The organism is Streptomyces sp. NPDC033174 (genome assembly GCF_055577795.1).
The window spans coordinates 48505-71719 of record NZ_JBVIPQ010000014.1; the positions used below are offsets into that span (position 1 = coordinate 48505).

22 protein-coding genes are annotated in these 23215 nt (G+C 71.5%); 8 read left to right on the forward strand and 14 right to left on the reverse strand.

Annotated features, from left to right (window positions below; all coding sequences use genetic code 11):
• Positions 1-180: 180 nt before the first annotated feature.
• From ACZ5VC_RS31465 to ACZ5VC_RS31475, 3 genes are all read right to left on the reverse strand, one after another.
• Entirely contained in the window at positions 181-558 is a 378-nt protein-coding gene (locus ACZ5VC_RS31465) for a discoidin domain-containing protein (RefSeq protein ID WP_469123376.1), read from the reverse strand.
• A 149-nt stretch (positions 559-707) separates the two neighbouring features.
• Complete coding sequence (locus ACZ5VC_RS31470) at positions 708-1571, reverse strand: YhjD/YihY/BrkB family envelope integrity protein (RefSeq protein ID WP_469123377.1); 864 nt, start codon at positions 1569-1571, stop codon at positions 708-710.
• A gap of 76 nt (positions 1572-1647) precedes the next feature.
• Entirely contained in the window at positions 1648-2205 is a 558-nt protein-coding gene (locus ACZ5VC_RS31475; protein WP_469123378.1) for a TetR/AcrR family transcriptional regulator, read from the reverse strand.
• Positions 2206-2381: 176 nt separating this feature from the next.
• Between ACZ5VC_RS31475 and ACZ5VC_RS31480 the strand changes: the two genes are divergently transcribed.
• The 4 genes from ACZ5VC_RS31480 (at position 2382) to ACZ5VC_RS31495 (ending at position 7813) form a co-directional block, all read left to right on the forward strand.
• Positions 2382-3779 (forward strand): purine-cytosine permease family protein, encoded by a 1398-nt coding sequence (locus tag ACZ5VC_RS31480; RefSeq protein WP_469123379.1) that lies wholly within the window; start codon positions 2382-2384, stop codon positions 3777-3779.
• Positions 3776-5542 carry an amidohydrolase gene (locus ACZ5VC_RS31485; protein WP_469123380.1) on the forward strand — a complete coding sequence of 589 codons (1767 nt, stop codon included), beginning with the start codon at positions 3776-3778 and terminating at the stop codon, positions 5540-5542. Before ACZ5VC_RS31480 ends, ACZ5VC_RS31485 begins: the two co-directional genes overlap by 4 nt.
• A gap of 164 nt (positions 5543-5706) precedes the next feature.
• Positions 5707-6327 (forward strand): LysE family translocator, encoded by a 621-nt coding sequence (locus ACZ5VC_RS31490; protein ID WP_469123381.1) that lies wholly within the window; start codon positions 5707-5709, stop codon positions 6325-6327.
• A 196-nt stretch (positions 6328-6523) separates the two neighbouring features.
• On the forward strand, positions 6524-7813 hold the full coding sequence (locus ACZ5VC_RS31495; protein WP_469123382.1) for an ATP-binding protein: 1290 nt from the start codon (positions 6524-6526) through the stop codon (positions 7811-7813).
• A gap of 211 nt (positions 7814-8024) precedes the next feature.
• Here ACZ5VC_RS31495 and ACZ5VC_RS31500 read toward each other — a convergent pair whose 3' ends face one another.
• Entirely contained in the window at positions 8025-8798 is a 774-nt protein-coding gene (locus ACZ5VC_RS31500) for a putative protein N(5)-glutamine methyltransferase (RefSeq protein ID WP_469123383.1), read from the reverse strand.
• Positions 8799-9097: 299 nt separating this feature from the next.
• Between ACZ5VC_RS31500 and ACZ5VC_RS31505 the strand changes: the two genes are divergently transcribed.
• Positions 9098-9952 carry a GNAT family N-acetyltransferase gene (locus ACZ5VC_RS31505; RefSeq protein ID WP_469123384.1) on the forward strand — a complete coding sequence of 285 codons (855 nt, stop codon included), beginning with the start codon at positions 9098-9100 and terminating at the stop codon, positions 9950-9952.
• A 214-nt stretch (positions 9953-10166) separates the two neighbouring features.
• On the opposite strand, the gene ACZ5VC_RS31510 is transcribed toward ACZ5VC_RS31505, so the two are convergent.
• From ACZ5VC_RS31510 to ACZ5VC_RS31525, 4 genes are all read right to left on the reverse strand, one after another.
• Complete coding sequence (locus ACZ5VC_RS31510; protein WP_469123385.1) at positions 10167-10937, reverse strand: polysaccharide deacetylase family protein; 771 nt, start codon at positions 10935-10937, stop codon at positions 10167-10169.
• Positions 10938-11133: 196 nt separating this feature from the next.
• Entirely contained in the window at positions 11134-11511 is a 378-nt protein-coding gene (locus ACZ5VC_RS31515) for a hypothetical protein (protein ID WP_469123386.1), read from the reverse strand.
• A gap of 207 nt (positions 11512-11718) precedes the next feature.
• Positions 11719-12402: a DUF6766 family protein gene (locus ACZ5VC_RS31520; RefSeq protein WP_469123387.1), complete on the reverse strand. Its 684-nt coding sequence runs from the start codon at positions 12400-12402 to the stop codon at positions 11719-11721.
• A gap of 86 nt (positions 12403-12488) precedes the next feature.
• The gene (locus ACZ5VC_RS31525; RefSeq protein ID WP_469123388.1) at positions 12489-12893 is read right to left on the reverse strand and encodes a hypothetical protein; all 405 of its coding nucleotides are present in this window, start codon (positions 12891-12893) and stop codon (positions 12489-12491) included.
• Positions 12894-13076: 183 nt separating this feature from the next.
• On the opposite strand from ACZ5VC_RS31525, the gene ACZ5VC_RS31530 reads away from it, so the two are divergent.
• Positions 13077-13682, forward strand: a complete 606-nt coding sequence (locus ACZ5VC_RS31530; RefSeq protein WP_469123389.1) for a DUF6328 family protein — start codon at positions 13077-13079, stop codon at positions 13680-13682.
• Here the strand turns inward: ACZ5VC_RS31530 and ACZ5VC_RS31535 are convergent.
• Positions 13667-15220 carry an ATP-dependent DNA ligase gene (locus ACZ5VC_RS31535; RefSeq protein WP_469123390.1) on the reverse strand — a complete coding sequence of 518 codons (1554 nt, stop codon included), beginning with the start codon at positions 15218-15220 and terminating at the stop codon, positions 13667-13669. The genes ACZ5VC_RS31530 and ACZ5VC_RS31535 overlap by 16 nt on opposite strands.
• A 548-nt stretch (positions 15221-15768) precedes the next feature.
• On the opposite strand from ACZ5VC_RS31535, the gene ACZ5VC_RS31540 reads away from it, so the two are divergent.
• Positions 15769-16812, forward strand: a complete 1044-nt coding sequence (locus ACZ5VC_RS31540) for a phosphatidylinositol-specific phospholipase C domain-containing protein (protein WP_469123391.1) — start codon at positions 15769-15771, stop codon at positions 16810-16812.
• A 96-nt stretch (positions 16813-16908) separates the two neighbouring features.
• Here ACZ5VC_RS31540 and ACZ5VC_RS31545 read toward each other — a convergent pair whose 3' ends face one another.
• The 5 genes from ACZ5VC_RS31545 to ACZ5VC_RS31565 form a co-directional block, all read right to left on the reverse strand.
• Positions 16909-17853, reverse strand: coding sequence for a DUF6397 family protein (locus ACZ5VC_RS31545; protein ID WP_469123392.1), 945 nt, complete (start codon positions 17851-17853; stop codon positions 16909-16911).
• A 110-nt stretch (positions 17854-17963) separates the two neighbouring features.
• Positions 17964-18377 (reverse strand): roadblock/LC7 domain-containing protein, encoded by a 414-nt coding sequence (locus tag ACZ5VC_RS31550; protein WP_469123393.1) that lies wholly within the window; start codon positions 18375-18377, stop codon positions 17964-17966.
• Positions 18378-18653: 276 nt separating this feature from the next.
• Positions 18654-20195: an MFS transporter gene (locus tag ACZ5VC_RS31555; RefSeq protein WP_469123394.1), complete on the reverse strand. Its 1542-nt coding sequence runs from the start codon at positions 20193-20195 to the stop codon at positions 18654-18656.
• Positions 20192-20779 carry a TetR/AcrR family transcriptional regulator gene (locus ACZ5VC_RS31560; RefSeq protein WP_469123395.1) on the reverse strand — a complete coding sequence of 196 codons (588 nt, stop codon included), beginning with the start codon at positions 20777-20779 and terminating at the stop codon, positions 20192-20194. Before ACZ5VC_RS31560 ends, ACZ5VC_RS31555 begins: the two co-directional genes overlap by 4 nt.
• 115 nt (positions 20780-20894) lie before the next feature.
• Positions 20895-21512 carry a GTP-binding protein gene (locus ACZ5VC_RS31565; protein WP_469123396.1) on the reverse strand — a complete coding sequence of 206 codons (618 nt, stop codon included), beginning with the start codon at positions 21510-21512 and terminating at the stop codon, positions 20895-20897.
• A 762-nt stretch (positions 21513-22274) separates the two neighbouring features.
• On the opposite strand from ACZ5VC_RS31565, the gene ACZ5VC_RS31570 reads away from it, so the two are divergent.
• Positions 22275-23189 (forward strand): CAP domain-containing protein, encoded by a 915-nt coding sequence (locus ACZ5VC_RS31570; protein WP_469123397.1) that lies wholly within the window; start codon positions 22275-22277, stop codon positions 23187-23189.
• The last annotated feature ends 26 nt before the right edge of the window (positions 23190-23215 follow it).

Here is a 23215-nt window from a genome sequence, read left to right on the forward strand (position 1 = left end):
GCGTTGCCGGAGACCGGCGGTCGCGGCGGCGCGCGGCACGTCCGGGGCGCGGGCGGCCTGCCCGTCGTGGCCGCGTACACCTCGAACTCGTAGAGGGAGTATCCGTGGCCGGTGCCGCGGCCCTGCACCCGCGGATGGCGGCCGGATCCGCTCAGGCCGCCGAGGGCGTCGGTTCCGCCGTCACCGGCGGTCATGGTGTGGAGGGGGCCAGGCTGTCCCGTCGGCGGAGGCCTGGATGAGGTAGCCCTTGCCGTAGGCGACTTCCCGGGAGAGCTTCACCCTGCCGATCGGACGGATGCCGCCGAGGTCCACCTGGATCCATTCGCCGTCGGCGTAGGCGCTGGACCAGCGGGTGGCGTGGTCACCGTCGACCACTTGGGCGGCGGGGAAGACGGGGGTCTCCGTACTGGAGGCGGTCACCGGCCGGCCGTGGGCGAGGTTGCCGGGCTGGGCGGCGCAGGGCCACGAGGGACTGTGGCCGACGGTGGCGATCACTGACCGGTACGCGGTCCAGGTGGCCACCGGCTTGGGCGAGCCCCAGGCATGCTGGGCGAGCATCCGCAGCGGGTCCTTGAGGCCGGCGGCGATCTGCGTCCCGGTCTCGGCTCCGGGGTTGTCGCACCAGATATGATCTTGGATCCGACGTTCTCACCGGGCGCCGTGGCGTGCGCGGACGGGGGCGCCGGAGGAGCCGCGGGGACGGTGGCTCAGGACTCCTCTTCGACCCTCACGTTCAGCCGGCGTCTCACCTGCGCCTCGTGGACCAGACGCCCGACCAGGGCCCCGCCGTACACGACGAAGCCCACCCCCACCAGCCACGACTGCAGCACCAGCACCGTCCCGAACTGGCCGTAGGTCACCGCGTTCGAGGCGATGAGGGGCGAGAAGACGAACTGCGAGAAGATCCGCAGCCCGAGCAGCCCGAGCGCCGTCGCCGCGGCCCCGGGGGCGAGGGCGCGCCAGCGGATCCTCCCGCAGAGCAGCAGACGCTGGGACCACCAGAAGAAGAAGAACGTACCGATCACGTCCCCCGCCGCCACCAGCAGAGACGAGAGGGAGGACGCATCGTCCGGGGGCGCGTTGACGAAGAGCAGCAGCGAAGCGACGAGTACGGCCAGCCAGACGACATGCCGCCACATCGTGTGCCAGCGCGCGGTCGGCAGGTCCCACGCGCGTTCGTAGCCCGTCTGCACGGCGGACCCGAAGGTCACCCCGAAGGTGGCGAGCGCGGCGAGACCGAAGGCGGTGGTCCGCTGGAGTGCCTGCTCCGACCGCCCGAACAGCCGCTCGACCTCCTCCTGGGACACCTCGGACACCCCGAGCCCCTGCACCAGCCACCGGGCGAAGCCCTGCCCGCTGGCCAGGTCGGCCGCGGCGACCACGATCAGCAGCGGTACGAGCGTCAGCAGGCTCAGCGCCGCGAAACCCATGGCCCGGTGCATCAGCTCCATCTCGCGCCCGCGGTTCCAGGCGACCCCCACGACCGACGTGAGGGCGCGCCGATGGAGCCGCTGGAACCAGCGTCCGTGCTGGGGGCCGCCCTGCCGCGGCCCTCGGGAAGTGGGAGGCATATCCGGTGGGGTACCCCCCGGGGCGCCTGACCCCTCCCCCGTACCGCCGAACGAGTGTGCGCCGTGCGGCCCGCGGTCAGGCGCGCTCGATCAGCCGCGCGGCGGCCGACCGCGCCGCGGCGAGCGCCCGGCGGCGGTCGGCGTCGCGCTGCCCGAGGACGACCCTGGTACTCAATCCGTCCAGCAGGGCGAGGAGTTCGGAGGCGCGGCCGGGTACGTCCAGATCCGGCGCGAAGCGCGACTGCGCGACCCCCTTGCCGAGGAGGGCCTCCAGGTCCTGCTGCCAGCCGAGGTCCATCTCCTCCTGCGCCCGGCGCAGCTCCTCGTTGGAGGGCGTACGCGCCCAGAGCTCGATCCACAGCGTCCAGCGCGGGTCGCGGGGACCCCGGGGCAGATACAGCTCGATGAACAGATCGAGCTTGCGCTCCGCGCCCAGGCGCCGGCCCAGCAGCTCCTTGCGTTCCTCGGTGAGGGCGGCCTCGCTCCAGCGCAGGGCCTCGAGCAGCAGCCGGTCCTTGCTGCCGAAGTAGTACAGGATGTGGCCGCCGCTGGTACCGAGCCGATCGGCGAGGGCGGACATGGTCAGCGAGGCCAGACCGTCCTCGGCGATGGCCGCCATGGCCTCTTCGAGCATGCGCTCCTGGGCGACCTGCCCATCACGCCGCCGTGCCGCTCCGCCCACCGCTCCCGCCCTCCGCTCTTCGTGGCCAGACCTTATCCCGGCGCAGGTCTTGACGCCGCCGGGATCCACCCCTCATCTTGAATGCCATTCAAGGAGTTAGAACGTCATTCAAGATCAGAGGCGGCAGGATGAGTCAGTCGGAAGCAGAGCTCGGCCGGATGGAGACAGCCGCCGTCGACGAGGTGTTCCGGGTCGAGACGCACGGCATCGACCCCATCCCCGACGAGGAGCGGCACGGCGGCGCCAAGGATCTCTTCTGGCTCTGGTTCGGCTCCAACCTCACCTTCACCTACGTGATCAACGGCGCCCTCGCCGTCGCCTTCGGGCTGTCCTTCTGGCAGGCCACCGCCGTCGTCGTCATCGGCGGGCTGTCCTTCTTCGCCATCAGCGCGGCCGGCCTCAGCGGCATCCGGACCGGAACCGCCACCCTCGTCATCTCCCGCGCCGCCTTCGGAACCCTCGGCAACCTCCCCGCCGGAGTCCTCAACTGGGTCGTCAGCATCGGCTACACCATCGTCAACACGGTGGTCGGCACCCTCGCGCTGGAGGTCTTCTTCGCCGACCTCGGATGGCAGGGAGGCGACACCGCACGCGCTCTCGCCCTTCTGGTCACCCTCGCCCTGACCTTCGTGGTCGCCATGTGGGGACACGCGACCGTGCAGTTCGCCGAGCGCTGGATGGCGTACGTGCTGGCCGTCGGCTTCGCCGCGCTGCTGGTCTTCCTCCTGCCCGGCACCGACACCGCCGCCCCCACGGCGGCCCCGGGCGCCTCCGGGTGGAGTCTGGCCTTCGTCGTGATGCTGGCCGGGCCCTTCTCGTACCTGCCGATGCCCGCCGACTACACCCGCTACCTCCCCCGGACCACCTCGCTCCGCGCGATCACCTGGAGCGGGGCGCTCGGCGGATTCCTCTCCTCCGTCGCCCTGGGGGTCGCGGGGGTCGCGGCCGCCACTCAGACGGACATGACCGACGCGGTCGCGGGCACCGAGAAGCTGCTGCCGGGCTGGTTCCAGCCGCTGTTCCTCGCGCTGGTCCTCGGCGGCTGCGTCACCAACTCGATCATCACGCTGTACTCGTCCAGCCTGAACCTGCAGGTGCTCGGCATCCCGTGGACGCGGGCCAAGACCATCGTGATCAGCGCGGTCGTCACCGCGCTCGGCTCGCTCGGCGCTCTGTTCCTCGCCGACTTCACCGAGTCGCTGCTCTCCTTCCTCTCCCTGCTGATCATCGTCTTCGCGCCGTGGGGCGGCGTGTTCCTCGCCGACATGGTGCTGCGGCGCTGCCGGTACGACGCGGACGCCCTGCACGCGGGACGCGCGGGCGCCTACTGGTACCGCTCCGGCTACCACCCGGCGGGCATCGCCGCACTGCTGACCGGCATGGTCTTCGCGGCGCTCACCTGCGACTCGGAGCTGTGGACCGGACCGCTGGTGGCCCCGCTCGGGGGCGCCGACCTCACCCTGCTCGGCTCGGTGGTCTCGGCACTCACCTACTGGGCGCTGGCCCGTCCCCGTACCGCCGCATGAGCCGTCGGCGCGGCCACCCGTACGTGGACGCCCCGAAGTCCCCGCACGAACCGAAGCATCCGCACAGCCAGGACCACCCGCTCGACCCGAACCGCCACCGGAGCGCACATCCCATGACCCGCACCGCCGCCGCCGACCTCGTCCTCACCGGCGCCCGTATTCACACCGTCGACCCGGGCCTGCCCGAGGCCGAGGCGCTCGCCGTGCGCGACGGCCGGATCGTCTGGCTGGGGGCGGACGCCGACGCCAACCGCTGGAGGGGGCCGGACACCGAGGTCATCGAGGCCGGCGGGCGGCTGGTGCTGCCCGGCTTCATCGACGCCCACAACCATGTCCGGCTCGGGTCCGACGACGCGTGCGTACAGCTCGCGGGGGTCCGCACGCTCGCAGGGATCCACGAACGGATCCGCGCCTGGCACACCGCGCACCCGGATGCCGAGTGGATCGAGGGCGAGGCGTTCGACTACTCGGCGATCGGGGACGGGCGGATGCCCCGCGCGTCCGATCTCGACCCGGTCACGGGTGACTCTCCGGCCTTCATCCTCAGCTACGACGTCCATACCGCATGGCTGAACACCGCAGCATTGCACCGGCTCGGTGTGACACGTGACCGTACGAGTCTTCCCTTCGGCCAAGCGGAGACGGACCCCGAGACCGGCGAACCCACCGGCTTCATCAAGGACTTCGCCGTCAAGGGGCTCTCCCGGGACGGCCACCGGGCCCTGCGGGAGCTCGGCGTGCCATGGGCGTCCCCCGACCGGCAGTACGGGCGGCTCGCCAAGAGCCTCGACGACGCGATCCGCTACGGCATCACCACCGTGATCGAGCCGCAGAACTCCCTCGACGACCTCGCCCTCTTCGAGCGGGCGCGCGCCGAGGGCCGGCTGCGGTCCAGGATCGTCGCGGCGCTGTTCCACCCCCGCGGCACCACGGAGGCCGACCTGGACGACTTCACGGCCGCGGCGAAGCGCTTCAACGACGACCGGCTGCGGGTCGGGCCGCTCAAGCTGTACATCGACGACGTCGTCGAGCCGCGTACGGCCGCGCTGCTCGAACCGTACGCGGGCTGCGGCCACCACCGGGGCGAGACCTTCTACCCGGCGGAGGAGTTCGCCGGGCTCCTCGCCGGGCTGGACGCGCGGGGTTTCCAGTGTTTCGTGCACGCCACCGGCGACCGCGGCATCCGTACCGTCCTCGACGCCGTCGCGCACGCGCGCCGGGTCAACGGCCCGCGCGACGCGCGCCACCAGGTGGTGCACGTCGAGTGCCTGGACCCCGCCGACACCCCGCGCTTCGCCGAGCTGGGCGTGGTCGCCTGCATGCAGCCGAGGCACTGCGCCCCGGAAATCGCCGGTCCGGGCCAGGACTGGGCGGAGAACGTCGGCGAGGACCGCTGGCACAAGGCATGGCCGATGCGCGGACTGCACGAGGCCGGGGCGGTTCTCGCCTTCTCCAGCGACTGGAACGTCGCCGAGATGGACCCCATGGTGGGCATCTACACGGCCGTCACCCGCCGCCCGCTGGGCGGCGGCGAGCCGTGGCAGCCCGCCGAGACGGTGGATGTGGAGACGGCCGTGCGCGCCTACACGATGGGCTCCGCCTACGCCAACTTCCTGGAGAGCGAACGCGGTTCGCTGACCGTGGGCAAACTCGCCGACTTCGTGGTGCTGTCCCGGGACATCCTGAGCTCCGCACCCGAGGACATCCCCGGCACGGTCACCGAGATCGCGGTGGTGGGCGGGGAGGTCGTACACCGCGGCTGAGCCGGGGCGGGTCCGCCCCGGCCGACCGGGGCGGACCCAGCACGGTCGAGCCGGCCGGCGACGTGGGCCCGCGAGCCGTGGACCCGCGAGCACGTGGGCCCGCGAGCCCCTCCGACCGGCAAACACGGTGGACATGCTCGGAGAACGCGGACCACGATGGGCACATGCCGAGCACCCTTCTTCCCTTTCTCGGGGCCTGCGCTCTGATCGCCGCGTCGCCGGGCCCGAGCACGGTACTGATCATCAGGCAGTCGCTGCACAGCAGACGGGCCGGTTTCCTGACCGTACTCGGCAATGAGACGGGGGTGTTCGTCTGGGGCGTGGTCGCGGCGCTCGGGCTGACCGCGCTGCTCGCCGCCTCCCAGCTCGCGTACGACGTCATGCGGATCGTGGGGGCGGCCGTCCTGATCGTCTTCGGCGTACAGACCCTGCTTGCGGCGCGGCGCGGTTCGGAGGCACGGGTGACCGCCGAGGAGGCGGTAGCGCGTTCGGGCTGGTCGTCGTACCGCTCGGGTCTGCTGCTGAACCTCGCCAACCCCAAGGCCGCGGTGTTCGCGATGTCGTTCCTTCCGCAGTTCGTGCCGACCGGGTCGTCCCAGCTGCCGGCGATGATCGGTCTCGCGGCGGTCTGGGCCGTCTTTGAGATCGGCTATTACGGCCTTTATGTCTGGTTTGTCGGACGAATGAAGGCGCTCATCTCCCGCGCGAACGTCCGCAAGCGGCTGGAACAGATCTCGGGCGGCGTCCTGCTGCTCCTCGGCGTCCGGATGGCCCTGGAGAGCTGACCTGGACAGCCGGCCCGAAGAGCAGATCTGGAGAGCTGCCCCGGAGAGCTGAGCAGCCGCCCGAGCCGGGGACGTCCCTCGTCTGCCTAGAGCCGGAACGTAGAGTTTCCGGCCGCCGATTGTGCACGGTGGCAGGAGCCCCGGCGCGCCCCCGCCCCTAGCCTCACCGGAACAGTACGAACGAGGGGCGGTACCGGTGAACTGGCTCATCCACGACTACCGCGAGAGCGATCTCGCGGCCGTCGTCCACCTCATCGACACCACGGCCGAGCTCGGCCAGGAGTCGGTCTTCTCGCTCGCCGAATGCATCGGCGCACTCACCTCCCGGCAGCCCGCCGTGGTCGCCGTCCACCAGGGCGTCCCCATCGGGGCCGCGCTCGCCTGCGTGGCGGGCGAGCGCGCCTGGGTGATGCGGATCGCCATCTCGTCCGCCTGGCGCGGGCGGGGCCTGGCCAGTGCGCTGCTGGTGGAGCTGGAGCGCCGGCTGGTCGCGGCACGGGTCGGCCGGATCGCCTACGTGCTGCCCGAGGAGGAACTCCTCGGCGAGGGGCTCCTCAACGCGGGCTACACCCGCCAGCCGGCCGTCGCGTACTTCGAGAAGGTCGAGCCGCTCCACGGACCCGCGGCCAGCCTTCTTGAGGACCTCGGCGGCCGGTTCCTGCCCAACGACCTGTGGGCCAAGGTCGCCGGTATGGAGGCGGAGAAGGACCTGATCGAGCGGCGCGTCGTCCTGCCGCTGGCCGAGCCGGAGCGTGCGGCGCGCCACGGCGTGCGGCCCCCGCGTGCCATCGCCCTCTTCGGGCCGCCCGGAACCGGCAAGACCACCTTCGCCCGGGGCATCGCCTCCCGGCTCGGCTGGCCGTTCGTCGAACTCCTGCCGTCACGGCTCGCCGACGAGGGGAACCTCTCGGCCGCCCTGCGCAGCGCGTTCGCCCGGATCGGCGAGCTGGAGCGGGTCCTCGTCTTCATCGACGAGGTCGAGGAGATCGCCCCGGTCCGTACCGAGCCGGCGCAGCCCGGCGGTATGCACGGAGTGACCAACGAGCTGCTCAAGCTGATACCCGGCTTCCGGGAGCGCGACGAGCGGCTGCTGGTGTGCGCCACGAACTCGATCCGCTCCCTGGACCCGGCGTTCCTGCGGCCCGGCAGGTTCGACTATCTGATTCCGATCGGCACACCGGACCAGGCGGCGCGTGCCGCGATCTGGTCGCGGTACACCGACGGCCGCCCCGATGTGGACGTGTCGGAGCTGGTGGCGGCGAGCGAGCTCTTCACCCCGGCCGACATCGAGCACGCGGCCCGGATCGCGGCGCAGAGCTCGTTCGAGCGCGACCTGGTGGCGGTCGGCGCCCGGCTCGGCGAGGAGCGGGCGTACGGAGCGAGTACCCAGGACTACCTGGCGGCGATCACCCAGTGCCGTCCGACGGTGACACCCGCGATGATCACTCAATTCGAGTCGGACATCACCACCCACGCCCGGGTGTGAGGGGGCGGGGCGCGGAGAGGGCCGGCTTTGAGGGGCGGTGCCCCGAGGCCGCCTCCCGTACAGGGAAGGGAGGCGCCCCCTCCCACGTGCGAAGGGCGGGGGCCGAAGCCGGGGCCGACGGACGTTCCACGAATGTCCGCGCGCCGGCCGGCGGGTGCGGCCGACCGGCCGTCAGGGCCCGGGCGGCGATCGGGCCCTGCGCGCCCGGGCGCTAGTCCGCGGTGGGGCGGGCGCCGATGACGACGGTCGCGTCGAGGTCGTCGCAGGTCATCACGCGCGGCACGAGCCCGTACGCGGCCATGGCGGCGGCGGTGTGCGGGGCCTGCCGCTCGCTCGTCTCGATCAGCAGATGGCCGCCCGGCGCCAGCCAGCGCGCCGCCGATTCGGTCACCCGCCGCTGCACATCGAGGCCGTCCGCGCCGCCGTCGAGCGCGACCAGCGGCTCGTGGTCACGGGCCTCGGGCGGCAGGAAGCCGATCGCTTCGGTCGGTACGTACGGGGCGTTGGCGACCAGGACGTCGACGCGCCCCCGCAGGGCGACGGGAAGCGGTTCGTAGAGATCGCCCTCGTACGCCCGCCCCCCGACGGTGGCCACATTGCGGCGGGCACAGCGCACCGCGGCGGGTTCGATGTCGGCCGCGTGCAGTTCGACGCCGCCGGCGGTCCTGCCGACGGCCGTACCCACCGCGCCCGATCCGCAGCACAGGTCGACGACGACCGCTCCCGAGCGGGCGAGTGCGACGGCCTGCTCGACAAGGAACTCGGTACGGCGGCGCGGGACGAACACCCCCGGGTCCACGAACACGCGCAGACCGTAGAACTCGGCCCAGCCGAGGACGTGTTCAAGGGGAAGGCCGTCGACACGGCGGCCCGCCATGGCGTCGAGCTCTTCGGGGGTGCGGGCGGCGGAGATCAGCAACTCCGCCTCGTCCTCGGCGAATACGCAACCGGCGGTACGCAGCCGGGTGACGAGGGAGGAGAGCACGCGAGGGGGAACAGTGAGAGACAAGAGGGGCCTTCCGGGATGCCTAAGGGCGCTCCCTCGGCCGACCGTGTCGGTCAGACCGCAGTTTCGTGAGGCGAGAGCACCCAGCCTGAACTGGCGAAAATGGGTCCCACCTCCTCGGTCGTGCGCTGCTGAGGCCGCAACCATACATGATCCATAACGCCCCGGCGCAAGCCCTGGTTTTCCCGAACGAGGCACGCCGGCAGGGCTCGTCGGCAGACGTGTGCCCGCGCGTAAAACAGTGGTGGAGCCGGACTCCCCGGTGGTTCGATGCGCCCGTGACTTCTACGGATCCTGACGATGTCCCCGGCCTGCTGGACCGACTCGAGCGGTACTACGACGCCGTGCCACGCAGCAGCGCCCGGACCGAGGACTTCGGCCCGCTGACGCTGTTCGTCCAGGAGGGCAATGGCTGGCCCTATTACGCGCGCCCCACCGTCGACCACTCGGGCCCCGTGCGGGCGAACGACGTGGCGCGCGTGCGCGCGAGGCAACGGGAGTTGGGGGTTCCGGAGAGTTTCGAGTGGGTCGCCGAGACCTCACCGCATCTGCGGGCCGCCGTCGAGGCTTCGGGGCTCGTCGTGCACGAGCACCCTCTGATGGTGCTCGACCCGGATGCCGCCACGCCCTCCGCCGATGGACCGTCCGGCGGGGCGCCCGCGCGCGTACTGGGCCCGGACGACCCGGAGCTGGCGAGCGCGCTGGCCCTGCCTCACCTCGCCTTCTCGGAACCCGGGACCGGTGTCGGCGCGGCTGGCGTCGAGGACCTGGTCAAGACGGTGGAGGCGATGGAGGGCGACGGTTCGGTCGAGCGGACGGCCGCGCGGATCCGGGCGGGTCTGGCGGTGGTCGCGGCAGCCGTCTCGGACGGTGTGGCGTTGTGCTCGGGCCAGCATCAGCCCGTGGGGACCGTCAGCGAGGTCGTGGGGGTAGGAACACTGCCCAGCGCGCGCCGGCGCGGCCTCGGGCTCGCCGTCACCGGCGCGCTGGTCGGGGACGCCCGGGCGCGCGGGGTCTCGACGGTGTTCCTCTCGGCGGGCGATGAGGATGTGGCCCGGCTCTACGGCCGGCTCGGCTTCCGCCGTGTCGCCACCGCGCTCATCGCCGAGCCCGCGCCGGACAACCCGACCTGACGGGCGGCGTCGGGGGCGAGTGCTCGTGCGGGATACGACGGAGCCCCGGCTGGACGGGGGATTCCAACCGGGGCCGTTCGTCGTGACCGGGAAGGCCGGGAACCGATCCCTTCGCAGTCACACATGTATGAACGATAAACCATCACTCGGCGTTCCCCTGAATCCGGAGTAACCGGTGTGAGTCACCTCACCGGCCTGGTCATCCGGCGGCCATCTAGGGCCGGTACACCTCTCCCGGCTCCGCCTTGCCCGGCGCCAGCAACTGGGGCACGGTCACGAATGTGAAGCCGCGCTCCTTCAGCTCGGCGATGATGCCCGGCACGGCGGGCACCGTGCCGTCGTAGATGTCGTGCAGCAGGATGATCCCGTCGGGCTGGGCACCGTCGAGTACACGCTGCCGGATGAGCGCCGAGTCGGTCGTCGAGTAGTCCTTGGCCGTCACGCTCCAGAGCACCTGCGCGAGGCCGAGCTCCCGGCTGACGTCCGAGACCGTCCCGTCGGTACGGCCCTGCGGCGGGCGCATCAGGGTGGGCTTGCGTCCCGTCAGCTTCTCTATGGCCTTCTGGGTGCGCGAGAGTTCGTCGCGGACCTCGGCCTCGTCGATCTCGGTGAGGATCCGGTGGGTCCAGGTGTGGTTGGCGACCTCGTGACCTTCGTTCGCGATGCGCCGTACGACATCGGGATAGCGGTCGACGTGCTTCTGGCCGAGCAGGAAGAAGGTCGCGGGTACCTTCTCCGCCTTGAGCGTGTCCAGCAGCCGGGGCGTGTCCCTGCCGGGGCCCGCGTCGAACGTCAGGGCTATGCACTTCGCCTTGCGGCAGTCGACCGCCCCCGCGGAGTTCTTGCCGTCGGAGCCGGCCCGGTCCCTCACGTCCCCCGGAGCCACCGGGTCGACCCCGCAGCCGCCGAGCGCGAGCACCAGGGAGGCCATCGCCAGGAGAGCGATCGCAGACCTCCGGAGCTTCACCGGCTTCTTTCCGAGCATGACCCGACCCGCTTCCCCGTTGAGTGCCGACGAGGCCGACCAGGCCCGGGACGGGCCTGGTCCGGCAGCACGCCGCGCACTCTACACTCGGTGTATACATGCCGTGTATACCGGGGCGGGCCATGGAGATGGGGGGACGGCCCTGGAAACACGTCGACGGCCGCCCCGAAGGGCGGCCGTCGTCAGAGAAGGACAGTCAGCGGGACGCGAGCAGCAGCCGCGCCTCCGTCTCCTGATCACCCGAGACGGATTGCAGGGACCGGACGTCGAAACTGCCGGCCAGCGCCTTCTCGACCTCGTCCACCGCGTGGTATCCGCCGTTCAGGACGGCCTCGACCTCGCCGTCGATCTTCGCGGAAGGGGGAGTTTCCTCGCTCTTCACGGCCGTGTCGAAGGTCGCCATCCATACGGTCGGTTCGGGCCCCCCGCCCGACGGCGGGCCCGAGACCGTCAGATCTTCACAGGCGTACAGCTTGTCGAGGACGTCGAAGACGGCCCGCGCGTCCTCGCGGCCGCATCGGCTCAGCTGCACCGTGACATCGGTATCGATATTTCTGCCCTCCACGTCGCTCATCTCCTCGTGCCCCGGGGGACAATCAGCGCCTCCCCGACCCTGCTCGCTTCACACTCACCCCTCCAGGATCCCTTTCAGGATCGCTTCTCCACGGGCTCGACGCAGGGCGTGAGGGCCGCACGTGTGGTCCTTCAGACCCCGGGGTTCTTGCGATCCCCCGTTTCCGGTCTTCCGTTCCCCGGTCTTCCGTTCCCTCGTTCCCCCGGGTCAGCCTTCGACGCCTGTCGCGTCGTGCGACGCTCCGACCGGTTTCGACTCCGGTGAGCCGCGCTGACGCAGATACACCGCGAAGATCGCCATGGAACCGACGGCGAGCAGTTCGGACTGCCAGTTCTGCAGCGTGCGGCCCCAGAAGTCGGACGAGCCCAGATAGCTCGACCAGGGAACGGGCTCCCGCAGACCGCGCAGCTGCTCCTCGCTGTACGCGGCGGCGCCCGCGACGGACTGCGCGAACCAGGAGCACAGGAACGCGGTGAGCATCAGCGCGCCCAGGGAGTGCGAGTACACGGTCAGGCGCAGCCCCCGAGCGGCGGCCCAGCGGGGGGACTTCTCGTCGGCGTGCGGGCCGACGCGCTGCTCCCGGTCGGACTCGAGGCCCGCCTTGTGGAGCTCCTTCGACTCGGGAGAGCCGCGCTGCAACAGCCAGACCGTACTGAAGAGGAACAGGAAGAACTGCAGGTACTCCGACTGCCAGTTCTCGGTGACGTTGACGGCGAAGTGGGAGGTGGCCAGGTATCGGAGGAAGCCGATCGGGTGCCCGCCGTCGGCCCGCAGCTCCTCGTTGTACTCCGCGCACCCCGCGATTGCCTGTCCGGCGAGCGAGAGAAGGAAGCCGGTTCCGAAGACGACGGAGATGCCGTTGTCCTTCAGGAAGCGCCGGACCCGGCTCATCCGTGCATCACGCCCACGGCGGTGAAGTACGCGAGCCCGCCGAACAGACCCACCAGATAGATCACGAACATGGTGCGCACCGGGCCTCAATCCCCCTTCACAAGACATCGATAGGGCTTGTCCTGGCGTGGGATGCACCCCGCCGCGTTGACGTGCCAGCCGTCGGGGAACGAGGTGAGGAAGTAGGTGTCGCCGTCCAGCTCGACGCGGGCCTGGCGGCCGTACACATCGGTGGTGCGGACCTCGCCCGCCCTGGGCAGGTCCGCCTCCCCGAGCCCCTGCACGCAGGTCGGACCCGAGGTATGGACCAGCTCTTCGCGGGTGGCGGGGGCGAGGAGGGCGCAGGCGCCGCGGAGATCGTCCGCGGCTTCCCGGGCGGCGAACTGCGAGGCCGCCGCGGAGACGGCCTCCCGGCGCTCCTGGGGTACGGAGCAGCCACTCAGTACGACAGTCGCCGAGGCGAGGAGCGCGAACAGGGCAGTGGTGCGCAACGCGGTCTCCTTTCAGCCGGGCGTGCGACAGCTCGGCGACCGTACGAGCATGGAGGGGACGGCAGGGAATCGGCAGTCTTCGACGGTGCGACACCCGCGCGGTTCGTTCGTGTGCAGTACTTCGGTGGGTTGAGGTGCCTGCCTGCGGACAACCGCGAGACAGGGCCGAACACGGGAGGTCGCATGTCCGATCGAGGACGAGGGGCGGAGAAGCGCGAGGGGCTCGAGAAGCCCGAGGGACTTGAGGAGCGCGACAGGCCTCAGGGACGCGAGAGGCCTCAGGCACGCGGCGGCGGGGACGAGGACGGCGAGAAGCACCTCATCAAGGGCCGGCACGAGACGCCCGAAGAGCGGGCGGACCGTCGCTGGGCGGAGCTGATCCAGGAGATCAGGGTGGCCCAGACGGGTGTGCAGATCCTTTTCGGCTTCCTGCTCACAGTGGTGTTCACGCAGAGATTTCCTCAGTTGGCGCAGAGCGAGCGCGCGATCTACATCGTCACCGTGGCACTGGGTGCCGCGGCGACGGGGGCGCTCATCGGCCCGGTGTCGTTCCACCGGCTCGTGGCCGGCCGGCGCATCAAGCCGCAGGCGGTGGTGTGGGCCTCGCGGCTCACCTTCATCGGGCTCCTGCTTCTGCTGGCGACGCTGACGTCCGCCCTGCTCCTCGTGCTGCGCGTGGCGAGCAACGGCGGCTTCATACCGTGGCTGGTGGCCGGTCTGACGGGCTGGTACCTGCTCTGCTGGTACGTCCTGCCCCTGTGGGTCCGCCACCGCTACACCAACGACTGACTCTCCAGAAGCCGCTCGACGGTGTCCGCCTCATGGGCCGGCTTGTCTGGGCGGTGCCGTACGACGCGGGCGAAGCGCAGGGTCACTCCGGCCGGGTAGCGCGTCGAGCGCTGCAGGCCGTCGAAGGCCACCTCCACGACGAGTTCGGGCCGGACCCGGACGGTGAATCCGTCGTCCTCGACGGCCAGTTCCCGCAGGCGCTCGGTCTGCCAGCGGAGCATGTCGTCGGTGAGGCCCTTGAACGTCTTGCCGAGCATCACGAACGTCCCGTCGGCCGCGCGGGCTCCGAGGTGGAGGTTGGAGAGCAGGCCGGTACGACGGCCGTGGCCCCGTTCCACCGCCAGGACGACGAGGTCGAGGGTGTGGACCGGCTTGACCTTGAGCCAGGAGCGGCCGCGGCGGCCGGCCGTGTAGGGCGCGTCGAGCGCCTTGACCAGTACTCCTTCGTGGCCGCGGCGCAGGGTGTCGGCGAGGAACGTCTCGGCCGCCTCGACCTGCGCCGCCGACGCCGGGTCGTCGACGACCGTTCGGCGCACACGGAGGTTCTGCGGCAGGAGACGGGAGAGGACCTCGTGCCGGCGGCGCCCGGGCAGGTCGATCAGTACGTCTCCGTCGGCGGCGAGGACGTCGAAGAAGACGGGTGAGAGAGGCAGGGTCGCCTGCGCGGTCGTCACGTCGAGGCGGGAGCCGACTCGGGAGGCGATGTCCTGGAAGGAGACGGGCCGCCCCGCCGGGTCCAGCGCGATCACTTCCCCGTCGAGGATGAACCGGTCCGCCGGCACGCTGCGCGCCACCGCGACGACTTCCGGGAGCCGGCCGGTGATGTCGTCGAGGGACCGGGTGTAGACCCGGACCTCGTCGCCGGAGCGGTGCACCTGGATGCGGATGCCGTCGAGCTTCTCCTCCACGACGCAGGGTCCGAGCGTGCCGACCGCCTCCGTGACCGACGCCGCGGTGTGGGCGAGCATCGGCTGCACCGGGCGGCCCACGGTCAGGCCGAAGGCCAAGAGAGCGTCCGGTCCTTCGGCCAGCAGCGCCTGGGCGACCCGGGGCAGCGAACCCTCCAGCATCACGGCACGCCGTACGTCGGTCGCCGGCACGCCCGCCGCCTTGGCCACGCCCTCCAGCGCGATCGCGTCCAGCGCGCCCTGACGCACCTCGCCGGTGAGCAGCCGCAGCAGGAACGGCTGCTCGGTGGCGGTGGCGGCCGCCATCAGTTCCCGTACGAGCCGCTTGCGCTCGGCCAGCGACCCGGGGCCCGAGACCTGGGAGAGAACGGTCAGCGCGGCGTCGGTGTCGGCGAGCGTGAGGGTCTCCTCGTCGGCGGGCGGCACGGCCGGCGGCACCGCCTCCTTGAGAACGCTCCACCCCACACCGATGCGGCCCTGCGGGAGCTGCCCGGCGAGGTAGGCGATGGCCAGCGGGCTCTCCTCGGGACGGGCGTCGGAGAACAGGGCGGCGAGCGCGGCGATCTTTTCGGAGCGCGCGGAGGTGGCGGCGATCCGATGCGACACATCCGCGAGACGGGCCAACAACATGCGGCCATCGTGCACCGGGGGAAGGCCGCGCCGCACCCGGGGGGCGGCGGGCGCGGTGGGTCTGGAGCGGCGGGACGGGGCTTGGCCGCGTGGCGGTCGGCGGGCGGCGGGGCGGTGGCGTCCGGAGCGTCGGGATGGGGTCCCGGGCAACGCACGCACGCCCGCCCTGCCGGGCCGTGGCCGGCGGGGTCCCCGGCAAGGCACGCACGCCCGCCCCTGCCGGACCGGGGCAGGCCGCGTCGGGCCGGGCCGGGGCGCTGGGTGCGTCGGCGGCCGCGCGGACGCACCAACTCGCTCCGCCCAGCTGTAGGGGCTCCCTCCGCTCCGCGCCGGGGCGCTCTGGCCGTCCGGACCGCACGGCCGTCCGGCGTGCCGCCCACTGCTCCCCCACAGGGCCCAGGAACGCCGCGCCGTTCGACGGCAGCGCCGCGGGGGCCTTTCCGCCGCACCCGTACGTCACCGGAACGTTGGCCTCCTGCTTCCCGTAGGTCACCCAACTCCCTTACTGTTCCCTCCACTTGAGGCGCCACGACGGAGGGCAGGGGACCATGAGGAAGCCGTTACGCACCGCCATGACCACGATGGCGGCCGCGCTGCTCGCCGTGGCGTTCGCGCCGGCGCATGCGCGGGCCGTCGATTCCGGTCAGCTCGCCTATTCGGCGTCGACCGGTGTGGGTGTGCACAACGCGTACGAGAAGTCCAAGTACCCCTACTTCGCCGACGCCCTGGACTCCGGCGCCGCCATGCTGGAACTCGACGTCTGGACCAATGTCTTCGGCAGATCCTGGCGGGTCTCCCACAGCAACCCCTTCGGTAACGACAACAACTGCGTGAACGCGGCGAACGCGGACGAGCTGCGGGCCAAGTCGCGCAACCAGGACCTCGGCGGGTGCCTCGCCGACATGCGGGCCTGGCACAACGCCCACCCCGGCCACCGCCCCATCCTGCTCAAGGTGGAGATGAAGGACGGCTTCCAGGGCAAGAACGGCCGGGGGCCCGCGGCACTGGACGCTCTCCTGACGGCCCGGCTCGGCGACGCGCTGTTCCGGCCTGCCGATCTCGCGGGCGGGCAGCCGGATCTCGACACCGCCGTACGGGCCGCCGGCTGGCCCGCCCGGGGCGCGCTGGCCGGGAAGTTCGTCGTCGAGCTGATCCCCGGCACGGTCGAGGAGGACAACCCGGCCGATTCGCTGTGGACCGACCGCGAATACGCCACGCACCTCCGGGACTTGGCGGCGGCCGGACGGCTGCGCGACGCGAGCGCCTTCCCGGCCGTTCACGGCGCGCAGGCCGGGGATCCGCGGGCTCGGTACGCGGACGCCGGCATCCGTCCCTGGTTCGTCCTCTTCGACGGCGACGCGTCGGCTTACACGAACGGTTCGATCGACACCTCCTGGTACGGACGCCAGAACTACCTGGTCGTAATGACCGACGCGCATCAGGTCGCCCCGGCCATCGACGGCACGAATCCGACGGAGACACAGGCCCGTGAGCGCCTCGGCCTGCTGGCCGGCCGGTTCGCGAGCGTGGTCTCGGCGGACTGGTATCCGCTGCCCGCCGTCCTGTCCACCGTGGTCCCCCGGGGCCAGTAGCCGGGGCCGGGCAGCCGGCGCGGGCAGCCATCGCGGCGGAACGCGCTCGGAAGGGCGGAAGGACGGAAGGACGGAAGGACGGGAAGGATGCGCCGCTCACGCCCTTGTGCGGGCCTCCTTCCGCAGCCGTAGCCGACTCAGCAGTCCCCGGCGGACGCGCCGTCCCGGTGGCCCTGTCTGCGCCGGGTGCCTCGACAGAGGGGGCGCGGGAGGGACCGGTGGGGCGGTGGCTCGTGGCCCTACCGCCGTGTCCCGGCCAGGGCGCACGGCGCTCCCGGGCCTGGGCGCGGCCCGTGCCGTCCTGGCCTTGTCGAGGGTGATCGCCAGGCTCATCCGGTGCCAGAGGATCTCGTCCGGCTCGTCCGCCAGCATCAGCCGGTCCACGATCTCGCGCGCCGCAAGGGAGTCGGGGCGCCCCGGAGGCGCGTCCGGGCGCAGCCGGTTCACATAGGACCGCTCGTACGGATCGTCGACGACCTCGGCCACCTGCACGGGGTCGAGCAGCGACGCGATGGCCGCCGCCTGCTCCCAAGGGTCGTCCGTGGCCCGCAGGAGCAGTCCGAGGCGGCGGCTGCGCCAGTTCCGTGGCCGGACGTCCTGTCCGGCCGCCAGCCCGGCGCGGACGTCCGCCGGGAGTCTGCCGGTCAGCAGCTCCGGATGTCCGTCGCCGAACTCGCACACCTCACCGGCGAGATAGAGCCAGACGACCGCGCGATAGCGGTTGAGGTAGAAGCGGACAGGGCTGAGGTGTCCCGTCCGAGCCAGCCGCGTGAAGCGGTCCGGTGGCACGCCCAGCAGGTCGGCGGCGTCCGCCGTGCCGACCGTCTGCACGCGCCCGCGCATCCCCTCGGGGAAGTCGGGGGCGGCGCGCAGCCGCTCGATCTCCTGCTGGGTGACTCTGCGCGGTGCGCCCGGGGTTCCTGGCGGCACGGTGCGAATGTGGCCCAGCTGAACGGCCAGCTCGAACTCGGCTTTTTTGAGCTCAAGTCGCTGTGCCGCGCTGCCGGGCGAAAGTGTGCGTACGGCTTCCCCCACCGTCATGACGGTTCTCCCCCGTGAGTCGTGAATACTCTGGGTGACGACCGTAGCGCTGACGGGCCCTTCCTCGCCCGGCCTGTGGACAACTTCGCGGCGAGGCACGAAGTGGCAGGTCAGAAGCCTCCGGTGGTCGCGTGGCCGGGCTGGCGGGCAGCCACGCCGAGGTGTTCGCCGACGCGGTTCACCAGCAGTGTCATCTCGTAGGCGACCTGGCCGACGTCGGCCTCGGCCGTGCTCAGTACGCACAGGCAACTGCCTTCACCGGCGGCGGTGACAAAGAGCATCGCGTCGTCGAATTCCACCATCGTCTGCCTGGCCCTGCCCGCCCTGAAATGCCGTCCCGAGCCCCGTGCGAGGCTGTGCAGCCCCGAGGAGACGGCGGCGAGATGCTCCGCGTCCTCACGTGCCAGTCCTGTGCTCGCTCCCGTCACCAGACCGTCGTTGGACAGCACCAAGGCGTGCCGTATGTACTCGACCCTCTTGGTCAGGTCGTCCAAAAGCCAGTCGAGTCCCTTGTCCAGCGCCATTTTCGGTCCTTCCCCGTTTACGCGTTCCCCGTGATCCCGTGCAAGTAGTCGGTAATTAGTCGCCGTTTGCGGTGGTCGCGGTTCCCGTGGGACCCGGGCGGTCTCCCTCGGTCCCCATGTGCGCGCAAGCCTTACGCACTGACGTGTGCAGGGCAAGAAGTCGGCACGAGCTGCGGAGCGGGCGGAGGCGTTGGGGGCGCGCGGCGGCGCACTGTGGCGTCGCGCGCGGGGGCCGTTTGGTCCGGGAGACCGGCACGGCTGACGCAGTGGACCGGACTAGCGGGGCTGACCGGGCTCATGGGGCTGAGGAGACACGCGAGGCAGCCGCGCCGCGAGGGCCGCGCCCATGAGCGCGATGCCCGCGAGGACCACGAGCGTGGGCCCCATCGCGTCGAGGAACGCGTCGCCGCTCCAGCGCGTGACGCTGCCCGAAGCGTGTGCCACGGCCGGTTCCGGGGTGAAGAGGGTCATGAGCATCGTGGCCACGGCCACACCGAGCGCCGGGCCGATGTTCATCGCCGTCTGCTGGAGCCCTCCGGCCACTCCGGCGTTCTCGACGGACGCGTGTCGCACGATCGCGGCCGTCGCCGTGACCATGACCGCGCCGAAACCGGCGCCCAGGACGAGGAAGCCTCCGCCGATCGCCCAGAAGCTCGCCCCCTGATCCAGCCGGGACAGGAGAAGGGCGCCGAGGACGACGAGGAGCGCGCCCGCCGTGGTGGTCCGACGTGGGCCCTGCCTGCGCTGCACCATGGCGGACAGCGGCGCGGCGAGGACCATCATCACGGCCAGCGGCAGCACTCGCAGGCTGCTGCGCAGTGGATCCAGCGCGAGGACGTCCTGAAGGAAGTACGTGCCGAGGAACAGCGCCCCGAACATCGCCGCCGAGGCCGTCACCAGGACGCCGAGCGCGTGTCCGACGGTGGCCGAGCGCAGCACACTCGGTGGGATCAGCGGGTTCGCGGTGCGCCTCTCGTGCCGGGCGAAGGCGCCCCCGGCGGCCGTTGCACCGGCCAGCCCCATCCCGGTGGATACCGTCCAGCCCGACTCCGCCACGGAGACCAGGGTGTGGACGAGACACACCAGCGCCAGACCGAGGAGGCAGGCCCCGGGCAGGTCGAGCCTGATCTCCGAGGCATTCCTCGGCGCCGGAAGCCTGACGACGAGGGCCGGCACACCGACGGCGAGCGCGGGCGCCACGCCGATGAAGAAGACGGCCCGCCAGCCGAAGTGGGCGGCGAGCGCGCCGCCGATGAGCGGGCCGGCCGCGGCCGAGAGCCCGATGGCGCTGGTGCGCAGGGCCAGGGGCATGGCGAGCCGGTCGCCCGGATAGGCCGCGCGGAGCGTTCCGAGGGTCGCCGGTTGCAGCAGCGCGCCGAACACGCCCTGGACGACCCTCAGAGCGATCACCCAGGCGATGCCGGGCGCCAGGCCGATGCCGGCCGACGCGGCGGCGAAGCCCAGTACACCGATGGCGAAGATCCGTTGGTGCCCGTACCGGTCGCCGAGCCGTCCGGCGAAGACGAGCAGAGTCGCCACGGCGATCAGATATCCCGTACTGGTCCACTGGACCTGGACGAACGAGGCGTGGAGGTCGCGCTGCATGGCCGGCTGGGCGAGGGTCAGTACGGTGCCGTCGAGAGCGACGATCACGGCGCCGGTGATGCTGCCGGCAAGGGTGAGGCGCCGCTGACGCACGGAGATGGGAGAGTCCTCGGAGGCGGTGGATGCCCGGGCGGAGGCCGCGCGGCGGGGCGGGCGCGCGGAGGCCCGGGAGGACCCGGAGGTCTCGGAGGGTGTGCTGGTCCCGGAAGTCATCGGGCGGTGTCCCGTCCCAGGTGCGCGTCCAGCGCCGCGGCGAGCAGCGGATCGACGGCCTCGGCTCCCGTCGCGAGCTGAAGGCTTCCCCATCCCCACAGCTGGGCGATGCCATGCAGGTTCGCCCACAGCGCCCCGGCGACGACCGCCGGTTCCGCGCCGGGCCGGGGCCCCGCCCGTTCGATCAGTTCCCCGAGAACCGCGAAGAGCGGCAGGCTCGTGTCACGCAGACCCAGTCGCCCGCTCTCCAGCAGGTCGTGGCGGAACATGAGTTCATACATGCCGCGCTGGGACAGCGCGAAGTCGAGATAGATCCGCCCGAGTGTCATGAGCTGGTCGCGGGGAGCGGCCTGCGTGTCGGCGAGCGCGTCGGCGACACGCCCGGCCAGGTCCGCGAAGCCCTCGCGGGCGATGGCGGACAACAGGTCGACATGGGTGGGGAAGTAGCGCCGGGGAGCTCCGTGCGAGACCCCGGCAGCGCGAGCGATCTCCCGCAGGGACAAGGCCTGTCCGCCGTGCTCGGCCACCAACTCGACGCCGACCCGCACGAGCCGGGACCGGAGACCGCTGTCCTGATCATTCATAGACACTGTCTACCAGAGATAGTAGACAGTGTCTACTAGAGAGGCCGTCTACCGAACCGCCCTCAGCCGACCGGCCAGCCCCCGGGCCCGTTCGCCGACGCGGCGGGGCGGCGCCCTAACTCACGGAGTTGAGCAGACGCGCCGTATGCATCCGGCCCGCGTACTCGACGAGCCGGATCAGGACCTCCTTGCCCGAGTCCCGGTCCCGTGCGTCGCACAGCACGACGGGCGTGCCCCGGTCGAGATCGAGTGCGCGCGACACGTCGTGCGCGCCGTAGGAACGGGCGCCCGGGAAGCAGTTGACGGCGACGACGAAGGGGATCCCGCGGTGCTCGAAGTAGTCGACGGCGGGAAAACAGTCCTCCAAGCGGCGGGTGTCGGCCAGCACGACCGCCCCGAGCGACCCCTGGGACAGCTCGTCCCACAGGAACCAGAAGCGGTCCTGTCCAGGGGTGCCGAACAAGTAAAGGGAGAGGCCCGAGCGGATCGTGATGCGGCCGAAGTCCATGGCGACGGTCGTCGTGGTCTTCTGGTCCACTCCCCCGGTGTCGTCGACGGACTGCCCCGCCTCGCTGAGCAGTTCCTCGGTCCGCAGCGGCCGGATCTCGCTGACCGAGCCCACCAGCGTCGTCTTGCCGACGCCGAAACCACCGGCGACCAGGATCTTCAGCGCCAGGGCGGCGGTTTCCCCACCGCCGCTCCCGGCCGTGGTGTCAGAGCGCTCGGAGGCCATCGATCACTTCTCTCAGGAGTAGGCGTCAACGGGCGTGGGAGGGGTGGGTCTGCGTACGAACGGCGGGAGTACAGGGGGAGCACGGAAGGAGCACGTCTGTTCTGTGCGAGGCCAGCAGTATGGCAACGCGGCAACCCGCCCGGGTGCTGGCTTCGTTCTTTAAGTGATGTGACTGTTCTGGCGCGCAACCTGCCCGTATGAGGGCGCTTTTCGAAACTCCGCTCGACCTTCGGGACCGGACTCCGGTCGTGCGGAGGTGAGGCAGCGGCCCGAACTCCGTTCGGGCGACGGGGCGTTCATCGGTCGCCAGATGTCCGTACCAATGTCGGCCGGGGCCCCGCGTATCCCGGGGGCGGAGCGCACTGCCGGATGCCGTTCACTCACTTGGAGTCATGCCACTCCAGCCCCGGCAAAATCGTCGAACTCCTGTGGCGCACAAGGTATTTCGTGGGCCAGAACGAACCAGGCACACGTCTGACGGCCAGGCCGTTCTCCAGCGCCGTACGTACGCTCGAGCCAGCACGTCGAACGCGGCCGCCGGGCCTTCGCCGCCCGTCAGCACCGTTCCTGCGCGAGCTCGGCTGTCAGTGCCCAGAGGCAGGACAGCCGGCCGGTGGGCGGACGGGCGGGCGCGGTCGGCGTGTGGCCGATCGTCGATGGCTGGAAGATCGTCCACGAGTTTCTGTTATCGGCGTCCGGCCGGCAGGTCTCCTGAGTGTGGACCAGCACTCATCGACCCCCCGCACCGGAAAGTTGAGCAACATGAACGAGGAAGCCAAGCCGTCGCCGTACGTGTCCACCCCCGCCGCCGCGCCCGCCCGGCGTGCCCGTCGGCGCGGCGCGCACCGCAACCGTCCGCCCCGGCGCGCGGCGGTCGCGGGCGGCGCGGTGGCGCTGATAGCCGTCGCGGGTGGCGGCTACGGCGTCGTCCAGTCCCTGCCGGATTCCGGCGGCGAGGCTCGTACGGTCGCCGAGGCCCCTCCCGCTCCGGGTGCGCTCCCACCCGGCGGCCTGCCGTCCGCCGGCCCGTCCGACGGAGCCACCGGGTCCGCTTCGCCCACGGCCACGCGTGGCGCGAGCCCGAAGGCGACGCCCTCCACAGCACCCACCGGCGCGGCGCGCACGGCACCGGCGAGGACACCCACCGCGAACACCCGCCGCAGCCACGCGGCCGACGCTTCCGGCAGCACCCGCAGCTCCGGGCCCGGCTCCGGGCCCGGCTCCGGCTCCGGCTCCGGCTCCGGGGAGACCCGTAAGGCCCCGGTCGTGAACGACCAGGAGGGCGGGACCACCAGGCGGCTCGCCCAACAGGTCATCGACATGGTCAACGATGAGCGCGCCAAGCACGGCTGCTCCCCCGTCGCCCCCAACGCCAGGCTCCGGACCGCCGCCCAGCGGCACTCCGACGACATGGCGGCCCGGAACTTCTACGCCCACTCCACTCCGGAGGGCGTCGGACCGGGCGACCGCATCACCGCCGCCGGATATCACTGGCGCACATACGGCGAAAACATCTTCAAGAGCCCCAAGAACGCCCGTACCGCGATGGCCGGGTGGATGAAGAGCCCCGGGCACCGTGACAACATCCTCAACTGCGCCTTCAAAGAGATCGGCGTCGGCATCAACCTGAGTGCGAACGGTCCCTGGTGGACCCAGAACTTCGGTGCCTCCTCCTGAGGCCTCCCATGGTCAGGGGCGCGGGG

Excerpts from the sequence above, each read along its gene's own strand:
- ACZ5VC_RS31465 (WP_469123376.1), bottom strand. The coding sequence starts at position 558 with ATGCTCGCCCAGCATGCCTGGGGCTCGCCCAAGCCGGTGGCCACCTGG.
- ACZ5VC_RS31470 (WP_469123377.1), bottom strand. The coding sequence starts at position 1,571 with ATGCCTCCCACTTCCCGAGGGCCGCGGCAGGGCGGCCCCCAGCACGGA.
- ACZ5VC_RS31475 (WP_469123378.1), bottom strand. The coding sequence starts at position 2,205 with ATGCTCGAAGAGGCCATGGCGGCCATCGCCGAGGACGGTCTGGCCTCG.
- ACZ5VC_RS31480 (WP_469123379.1), top strand. The coding sequence starts at position 2,382 with ATGAGTCAGTCGGAAGCAGAGCTCGGCCGGATGGAGACAGCCGCCGTC.
- ACZ5VC_RS31485 (WP_469123380.1), top strand. The coding sequence starts at position 3,776 with ATGAGCCGTCGGCGCGGCCACCCGTACGTGGACGCCCCGAAGTCCCCG.
- ACZ5VC_RS31490 (WP_469123381.1), top strand. The coding sequence starts at position 5,707 with ATGCCGAGCACCCTTCTTCCCTTTCTCGGGGCCTGCGCTCTGATCGCC.
- ACZ5VC_RS31510 (WP_469123385.1), bottom strand. The coding sequence starts at position 10,937 with ATGCTCGGAAAGAAGCCGGTGAAGCTCCGGAGGTCTGCGATCGCTCTC.
- ACZ5VC_RS31515 (WP_469123386.1), bottom strand. The coding sequence starts at position 11,511 with ATGAGCGACGTGGAGGGCAGAAATATCGATACCGATGTCACGGTGCAG.
- ACZ5VC_RS31520 (WP_469123387.1), bottom strand. The coding sequence starts at position 12,402 with ATGAGCCGGGTCCGGCGCTTCCTGAAGGACAACGGCATCTCCGTCGTC.
- ACZ5VC_RS31530 (WP_469123389.1), top strand. The coding sequence starts at position 13,077 with ATGTCCGATCGAGGACGAGGGGCGGAGAAGCGCGAGGGGCTCGAGAAG.
- ACZ5VC_RS31535 (WP_469123390.1), bottom strand. The coding sequence starts at position 15,220 with ATGTTGTTGGCCCGTCTCGCGGATGTGTCGCATCGGATCGCCGCCACC.
- ACZ5VC_RS31540 (WP_469123391.1), top strand. The coding sequence starts at position 15,769 with ATGAGGAAGCCGTTACGCACCGCCATGACCACGATGGCGGCCGCGCTG.
- ACZ5VC_RS31545 (WP_469123392.1), bottom strand. The coding sequence starts at position 17,853 with ATGACGGTGGGGGAAGCCGTACGCACACTTTCGCCCGGCAGCGCGGCA.
- ACZ5VC_RS31550 (WP_469123393.1), bottom strand. The coding sequence starts at position 18,377 with ATGGCGCTGGACAAGGGACTCGACTGGCTTTTGGACGACCTGACCAAG.
- ACZ5VC_RS31555 (WP_469123394.1), bottom strand. The coding sequence starts at position 20,195 with ATGACTTCCGGGACCAGCACACCCTCCGAGACCTCCGGGTCCTCCCGG.
- ACZ5VC_RS31560 (WP_469123395.1), bottom strand. The coding sequence starts at position 20,779 with ATGAATGATCAGGACAGCGGTCTCCGGTCCCGGCTCGTGCGGGTCGGC.
- ACZ5VC_RS31565 (WP_469123396.1), bottom strand. The coding sequence starts at position 21,512 with ATGGCCTCCGAGCGCTCTGACACCACGGCCGGGAGCGGCGGTGGGGAA.
- ACZ5VC_RS31570 (WP_469123397.1), top strand. The coding sequence starts at position 22,275 with ATGAACGAGGAAGCCAAGCCGTCGCCGTACGTGTCCACCCCCGCCGCC.